5 protein-coding genes are annotated in these 7,623 nt (G+C 72.5%); 3 read left to right on the top strand and 2 right to left on the bottom strand.

What is annotated here, in order from left to right:
* Window positions 1-119 precede the first annotated feature (119 nt).
* Window positions 120-3,692 (bottom strand): CDP-glycerol glycerophosphotransferase family protein, encoded by a 3,573-nt coding sequence (locus ACIRST_RS19065; protein ID WP_350519979.1) that lies wholly within the window; start codon window positions 3,690-3,692, stop codon window positions 120-122.
* Window positions 3,693-3,827: 135 nt separating this feature from the next.
* Here ACIRST_RS19065 and ACIRST_RS19060 point away from each other — a divergent pair, with 135 nt between their 5' ends.
* Entirely contained in the window at window positions 3,828-4,826 is a 999-nt protein-coding gene (locus ACIRST_RS19060) for a glycosyltransferase family 2 protein (RefSeq protein ID WP_402803189.1), read from the top strand.
* Between the two features lie 149 nt (window positions 4,827-4,975).
* Window positions 4,976-5,974, top strand: a complete 999-nt coding sequence (locus ACIRST_RS19055) for a YhjD/YihY/BrkB family envelope integrity protein (protein WP_350519981.1) — start codon at window positions 4,976-4,978, stop codon at window positions 5,972-5,974.
* Window positions 5,975-6,001: 27 nt separating this feature from the next.
* Here ACIRST_RS19055 and ACIRST_RS19050 read toward each other — a convergent pair whose 3' ends face one another.
* Window positions 6,002-7,198 carry a D-alanyl-D-alanine carboxypeptidase family protein gene (locus ACIRST_RS19050; protein WP_402803188.1) on the bottom strand — a complete coding sequence of 399 codons (1,197 nt, stop codon included), beginning with the start codon at window positions 7,196-7,198 and terminating at the stop codon, window positions 6,002-6,004.
* A gap of 141 nt (window positions 7,199-7,339) precedes the next feature.
* Here ACIRST_RS19050 and ACIRST_RS19045 point away from each other — a divergent pair, with 141 nt between their 5' ends.
* Complete coding sequence (locus tag ACIRST_RS19045; RefSeq protein WP_030059128.1) at window positions 7,340-7,597, top strand: SCO4848 family membrane protein; 258 nt, start codon at window positions 7,340-7,342, stop codon at window positions 7,595-7,597.
* Window positions 7,598-7,623 lie beyond the last annotated feature (26 nt).

Here is a 7,623-nt window from a genome sequence, read left to right as displayed (position 1 = left end):
GTCCGGTGGTCCCGTGGGTTCGGGGTGGTTCGGGGGTTGCCGCGGCCGGGGGTCTCCGGTAAACCGCGGGGGCGCCCGACACGGGTGGTGTCGGGCGCCTCCAGGACCGTTCGCGGTGACTACTCCGTACGGAGCATCGCGTCGACCACCCGGGCGGCGGCCTGGCCGTCGTCCAGGTCGCAGTACGCCTCACGGAACGCGGCGGCCTTGTCCGCGTACTCGGCGGCTACCTCGTCCATCCGGCCGAGCGCGGCGACCAGCTCCTCGGAGGTGGCCAGCAGCGGGCCGGGCGCCTCGGCCTCGAAGTCCAGGCTGAATCCGCGCAGGTTGTCCCGGTAGTGCTCCAGGTCGTGGGTGAAGAAGAACATCGGCTTGCCGGTCGACGCGAAGTCGAACACGCTCGCCGAGTAGTCGGTCACCAGCACGTCGGCGATCAGCAGCAGCTCCGCCATGTCGGGGTAGCTGCCGACGTCCCAGATGTAGCCGTTGCCGGCGCCCGGGATCTGGCCGCACATCACGTTGTGCCGGCGCACCAGCAGCACCTGGTCGTCGCCGAGCGCGGCCTTGGCCGCCTCCAGGTCGATCCGCAGGTCGATCTGGTAGCCGCCCTGCGGCCGGCGACGGTCCTCGCGCCAGGTCGGCGCGTAGAGCACGACCTTCTTGCCCTCGGGCAGGCCGAGCCGCTCCCGGACCTGCTCGGCGGTCTTCTCCCGGTCGGCCGCGAACAGCAGGTCGTTGCGGGGCGCACCGCTCTCCAGGATCTCGCCCTTGAAGTCGAAGGCGCGCCGCAGCACCGGAGCCGACCAGCGGTTGCCCGCCACCAGCAGGTTCCAGTTCGGCACCTCCCGGGCCAGGCCCTTGAGGTAGTTGGAGTCGGTGAACCAGACCTTCTCGAAGTCGAAGCCGACCTGCTTCAGCGGGGTGCCCTGCCAGGTCTGCAGGACCACCTGGCCGGGGCGGCGGACGAAGAAGTCGGGCAGGTGGGTGCTGGTGACGATGTACTTGGCGGTCGCCAGCGCCTCGAACCACTCCGGGCTCCACAGCCGGACGGCCGTCGCGCTCTGCGGCAGCTCGACCTGCATGTCGTCGCTGCCCCACAGGTGCTCCAGCGCCAGGCCGCGGCGGACCAGCTCCTCGTGGACGGCCCGCGGCGAGTCGGCGTACATGCTGCCGTTGCCGGCGTTGTACAGCACCGTGTCGCGCACCGGAAGCCGACGGGCGGCCGGGTAGTCCGCGCTGCGCAGCTGGCGCTGGCGGTAGCCGGACCGCTCCTCGGGCAGCAGCGCCGCGTGCGACTCCAGCGACAGGCCGTCGTGGTAGCGGCGCTCCAGCACGATCCGCTTGCCGCGGGACTCTACCTCCAGCGGCAGCGCGGCGAAGCAGACCGGGGTCACCTGCGCGGAGGCGTCGGACAGCTTCTCGACCGGCGCGCCGACCTGGCGGAAGTAGACGTCCCAGGTGCCCTTGGCGAACGGCACCCGGCCGGCGAAGGAGGCCGTCGGCACGGCGGGCAGCGCGGTGCGGAAGCGGCCCTCCGAGATCTCCACCGGATAGACGTGCTCCTCCTCGCGCCAGTGGTGACGGACCACCAGCTCCCAGCGGTGCGCGCCGGGCAGCGGGAACGAGCCGCTGAGCAGGAAGCCGTCGGCGCCGCGCGCGGACACCTCGTCCACCAGCGGCTGCAGCAGCTGGTCGGAGAACTGCAGGTAGCCGCCCGGGGAGGGCTTGGAGTAGAGCGAGCGGCGCAGGCCGGCCGGGGCCTGCGGGTTCAGCGGCACGTGCAGCTGCTCGGGCGCGTTGCGCTCGTCCCAGGCCACCGGGACGACACTGCCGTCGGCCAGCAGCAGCGCGGTGTCCCAGCGGTCGCGGGCGCGCTCGTCGGCGATCGGGTCCAGCTCGGCCCAGGCCTCGCGGACGGCGGTCAGCTCGGCGGTCGGGAAGGAGGCGGTGAAGGGCTGCAATGAGCCGACCGGCGCGCCCAGCTCCAGCGGGACGTCCACGGTGCGGTCCGACTCGACGTGGGTGAGCCGCAGCAGCGCCCCGGCGAAGCTCGGGCCGGACCGGGCCGCGCCCGAGACCTCCACCCGGCCGGCGTGCGCGGCCAGGCCGGTCACCCGCGCCTTGACCGTCTCCACCCGCAGGAAGACGAAGTTGTCCCGGACCCACGGCACGATCCGCACGTCCGGCTCGACCCAGTGCGACGGCACGTACTGCGCGGTGTCGCTCCAGCCGGCCGAGATCCGGCCCTTGTACACCCCGCCCTTGCCCGCACCGGCGACCAGGAGGCGCCAGTGGCCGTCCTTCCACTGGCCGCGGTGCTTGAGCTTCTTCGGGTCGAGCGAGACGGTGAAGCCGGACCAGTCGCAGCTGTACAGGTCGTGGTTGCAGCTCGCGGTGGCCTCGGGGCTGTACGTGGTCTTCATCGGGACCGCGAGCACCCGGCGGCCCTTGGTCTCGCGCACCACCAGGGTGCGGACCATGTCGTGCTTGTTGGCCGCGCCCAGCTGCTCCGGGTACGCGTGCCCGGTCAGCTGCAGCTTCCCGCCCACCCAGGCGCTCTCGTACAGCCGGCTGCGCATGACCAGCGAGTTGTCCAGCTTGAGCACGCCGGACGGCACGCTCTTGCGCCCGCCGCGCAGGAACGGGTAGTCGGCGTACGGGCGCAGCAGACCGCGCGCCTGGACGCCGCCGCCGCTCTCGCCCTCGTACTTGATCTGCTCGACCAGCTCGTCCACCCGGCCCGCGAGGGTCAGGTGGAACTTCAGCCGCAACGGCGCGCGCAGCTTGCGGACCTGCTCGGGGCCGATCGCCCGGAGCAGCCGGCTGACGTGCTGGACGTAGGCGTCCCGGTACTCCTTGTCGCCGTCCACGACGGACCAGAAGAACATCGGGATCTCCTCGACGAGGGTGTTCTCGTCGTAGGACTGCAGGTACTGGGCGAAGCGCGGCTCGGTCTGCTTCTTCAGCCAGCCGCGGACCAGCTCGACCGAGGCGACGCGGTCGATCAGGCCCTTCGGGTTGGTGCGCATCTGCGTGATCGACATCTCGCCGACCTCGCGCTCGCGCCAGTGGTAGATCGGCTCGGAGAGCACGTCCACGCTCTTGGCGAGGTAGTGGTGCGGGACGCTGACCGGCGCGTCCTCGTACAGGATGCCCTCGGGGTAGAGCAGGTCGGCCGCGTCGAAGAACGAGCGGCGGTACACCTTGTTCCACGCGGTGCGGTCGGTGACCAGCGCCGGGACCTCGGTGATGTGGGTCTTGAGCCTGGTCTCCTTGAACGGCTTCACGTGACCGCCGGACTGGTAGTAGCCCACGGCACGGAAACGCAGCACGTTGCCGGTGCAGAAGTCCGAGCCGGTCTCCTCCAGCGTGTTGATCATCAGCTCGTACGCGCTCGGCGGCATCGAGTCGTCGCTGTCCACGAAGCACAGGAACTCGGCGTCCGGGTCGATGTGCCGGATACCGGTGTTGCGGGCCGCGCCGAGGCCCTTGTTCACCTGGCGGACCAGCCGGAAGCGCGAGTCCTTGGCCGCGTACGCCTCGGCGAGCGCCGCGCTGTCGTCCTTCGACCCGTCGTCGACCATGACGCACTCGAAGTCCGTGAAGGTCTGGGCGGCGATCGAGTCGAGGCACTCGACGAGATAACGCTCGACGTTGTAGATCGGAACGACGATGGAGAGGCGGGGAGCCATCGGCTACGCAGGCCTTTCTGGGGAAGGAGCGAGGCAGCCCGTTGGGGGCCTGACCGCACTTCGAACGGTGCGTACGTGCGTCCCGATCCTACCTCCGGGGCCGGGGCCTCCCCGGGGGCCACTACGCTGGGCCCCGTGCCCCGCTTCAGCGTCATCGTCCCCGTGTACCAGGTCCAGGACTACCTCGCCGAGTGCCTCGACTCGGTCCTCGGCCAGGACGGGCCCGACTTCGAACTGATCGCGGTGGACGACCGCTCCCCGGACGGCTGCGGAGCGATGCTGGACGAGGCCGCTGCGGCCGACCCCCGGGTCCGGGTGCTGCACCTGCCGGAGAACGTCGGCCTCGGCCGGGCCCGCAACGCCGGCCTGGAGGTCGCCGCCGGGGACTACGTGGTCTTCCTCGACAGCGACGACACCCTCACCCCGGGCCTGCTCAAGGCCGTCGACGAGCGGCTCACCGCCACCGACGACCCGGACGTCCTGGTCTACGACTACGCCCGCACGTACGCCGACGGCCGGATCACCCGGGCCGCCTCCGCGCACGTCTTCGGCGCCGCCTCCCCGGACGTCTTCGACCTCGACGCCCGCCCCGACCTGCTCGACCTGCTCCAGGTCGTCTGGAACAAGGCCTACCGCCGCGACTTCATCACCGCGCAGCAGCTGGTCTTCCCGGCCGGCTACTACGAGGACACCCCCTGGACGTACCCGGCGCTGCTCGCCGCGGGCCGGATCACCCTGCTCGACCTGGTCGGCGTGCACTACCGCCAGCGCCAGGAGGGCGGCAACATCCTGGCGACCGCCAGCCGCAAGCACTTCGACGTCTTCGCCCAGTACGACCTGGTCTTCGCCTTCCTCGACCGCCGCCCCGACCTGGACCACTGGCGCCCGGTCGTCTACGGCCGGATGCTGCACCACCTCAACACCGTGGTCTCCAAGCCCGGGAGGGTCCCGCCCGGCGACCGCCGCGACTACTTCCACCGCGCCGCCGCGCACTGCGCCCGGCTGCGTCCGGCCGGCTACCGCCCGCCGGCCGGCGTGGACGGCCTGCGCACCGAACTGCTCGGCAACGGCCGCTACGCCGCCTACCAGGCCGTCCGCGCGGTGGCCAAGGCCCGCCGGCTGGTCAGGCGGTAGAGCCGGGGCACCCGGGGCACCCGGGACACCCGGGACACCCGGGACATCCGGGACATCCGGGACACCCACGGCACCCGGAACACCCGGAAACCCTGAGCCGGCCCCGTGCCTGACGGCCGTTCGGGGGACGGGCCGGTATAACCGGTCGGGTGGACTTCCTGACCCGCCTTCCGGTCATCGGCCCGCTCGTCTCCAGGGTGCTGCGCACCCGGGCGTACCGGGTGTACGAGTACTTCTCCGCGGCCCGCGGCAACCGGCTGGCCGGCGCCGTCACCTTCTTCGGCTTCCTGGCCCTGTTCCCGCTGCTCACGGTGGGCCTGGCGATCGCCGTCGCGACCCTCAGCGACAGCCGGGTGCACGACCTGCAGGAGCGCATCTCCGACCAGTTGCCGGGCATCTCGGACGCGCTCGACCTGCCGTCCCTGGTGGCCAGCGCGGGCACGGTCGGACTGGTCAGCGGGGCGCTGCTGCTGATCTCCGGGCTCGGCTGGGTGGACACCATGCGCACCTCGATCCGGGACCTGTGGCAGCTGCCCGACGACGAGGGCAACGCGGTGCTGCGCAAGGCCTGGGACGTCGTGGTGCTGGGCGGCCTCGGCCTGGTGTCGCTGTTCTCCCTCGCCGCCTCCGCCGCCGGGACGACCCTGGCCGGGCGGATCGCCGAGGCGATCGGCCTCGGCAGCGGCTACCTGCTGACCGGCGTCGGCGTGCTGATCGCCATAGGGTGCGACACCCTGCTGTTCGCCTACCTGCTGGCGCCGTTCCCCGGGATCACCGGCCAGCGCCGCCGGGACGTCCTGCGGGGCGCGCTGATCGGCGCGGTCGGCTTCGAACTGTTGAAGATCCTGCTCGCCTCCTACCTCGGCTCGGTCGCCGGGCGGAGCCTGTACGGGGCCTTCGCCACCCCGGTCGCGCTGCTGCTGTGGATCAACTTCGTCTGCCGGCTGCTGATGTACTGCGTGGCCTGGACGGCGACGGCCGACCCGGAGGCCGCCCGGGAACGGACCAGGGCGCACGGACGGGCGCTGCTGGAGGCGGCCGACAAGGCGCAGGCGCAGGCCGAGGAGCGGGCCGAGGCCCGGGCCGGGAAGGCCCGGGCGCAGGCGGAGAAGGCCGCCGGGAACGGCGGGGCCCGGCCCCGGGACTGAGGCCGGGCCGGGCCGTCCGACGGGTGGTCAGCCGGCGGAGCGGCGCCGTCGCAGGACCAGAGCGCCGTACCCGGCCCCGGCCCCGGCCACCACGACGGCCGCCCAGCCGACGAGGCCGAGCCCGTCGTCCCCGGCCGGCGCGGGGGCCGCGGCGGGCGCGGCGGCGGTGGGGGAGGGGTGCGGCGGCGGCGCGGGCGTGCCGGCCGTGCCGCCGGCCTGGCCGGCCGGCTCGTCGCCGCCGGGCGGGGCCTCGTCGACCAGCTTGCCGACCGGCTGGACCTTGCCGGCCGCGGCGAAGCCCCAGTCCAGCAGGGCGGCCGTCTCGTCGTACACCTTCTGGTAGCTCGCCGGGTGCATCACCGTCACCAGCAGGGTGCGGCCGTCGCGCTCGGCGGCGCCGACGAAGGTCGAGCCGGCGTTGGTGGTGGTGCCGTTCTTCACCCCGATCAGCCCGGGGTACTTGCCCAGCAGCCGGTCGGTGTTGGCGATCCCGAAGCTGCCGCGCTGGCCGGTGTTCTTGTCCACGGCGCCCGGGAACATCGCGTCCCGGGTGGCGCAGTACATCCGGAAGTCCGTGTTGCGCAGGCCGGCCCGGGCGAACAGCGACAGGTCGTAGGCCGAGGAGACCTGGCCGTCCATGTCGTAGCCGTCCGGGGAGACCACCCTGGTGTCCTTCGCCTGCAGCGCCTCGGCGCGCGCCTGCATCTCGGCGACCGTCTGCGGGATGCCGCCGTTCATGTGCGACAGGACGTGCACGGCGTCGTTGCCCGAGCTCAGGAACACCCCGCGCCACAGGTCCTCGACCCGGTACTCCAGGTTCTCCTTGATGCCGACCAGGCTGCTGCCGGCGCCGATCCCCTGGATCTCCTCGTCGGCGACCCGGTGCACCGCGTTGCGGTCGAACTTGGGCAGCACGGTGTCCGCGAAGAGGATCTTCAGGGTGCTCGCGGGGGGCAGCTTGAGGTGCGGGTTGTAGGACGCCAGCACCTCGCCCGACGTCGCGTCGGAGACTATCCAGGACTGGCCGGTGAGACCGCTCGGCAGCGCCGGGGCACCCGCCAGCGGGGCCACCTGGACCCCGGGGTTCCCCAGCCGCTCGCCGCCGACCGCGGCCGACGGGGGCTGCTGCGGGGCCGCGACCGCCGCCGGGGCGGCGAGCAGGACCGGGAGGGCCGCGGTGACCGCGGCGCACAGGCGTGCGAACGTGTGACGGGGAGTGGGCACCAGCAGACCGTACCCATTCCGGGCCCCGGACGTCCGCCACTCCGGGCCCGTCCTCCGCAGGAGGGGCCCACCGTACGCCGATCGGCGGCCCGCGCATACTGGGGACGCACACCCTCTTCACACCCCCGCCGAGGACCTCCCATGAAGCTCAGCCGCCGCACCTCCTGGTTCCTGACCGCCTTCGGGGTCTGGTCGATCATCATCTGGACCACCTTCGTCAAGAACCTGTGGAAGGACTCCGGCGGCCAGGCCTTCACCAACGGCGACCACTCCCAGCCCACCGCCTTCTTCTGGGTCCACCTCCTCCTCGCCGTCACCTCCTTCGCCCTCGGCATCGCCGTCGGCACCATCGGCCTCCGCGGCCTGCGCGCCACCCGCCGCACCCCGGCCACCGACTGAGAATTCCCGTTGCCGCTGTCAGTGCC

Origin of the sequence: Kitasatospora sp. NPDC101447, from assembly GCF_044767225.1 — a bacterium.
In the GTDB taxonomy this organism is placed as follows: Bacteria; Actinomycetota; Actinomycetes; order Streptomycetales; family Streptomycetaceae; genus Kitasatospora.
Note: the sequence above shows the minus strand (reverse complement) of the source record. Positions and strands in the feature narration are given on the sequence as shown.

Bases quoted from the DNA above. Each gene is read 5' to 3' on its own strand.
- ACIRST_RS19065 (WP_350519979.1), bottom strand. From the start codon at position 3,692: ATGGCTCCCCGCCTCTCCATCGTCGTTCCGATCTACAACGTCGAGCGT.
- ACIRST_RS19045 (WP_030059128.1), top strand. From the start codon at position 7,340: ATGAAGCTCAGCCGCCGCACCTCCTGGTTCCTGACCGCCTTCGGGGTC.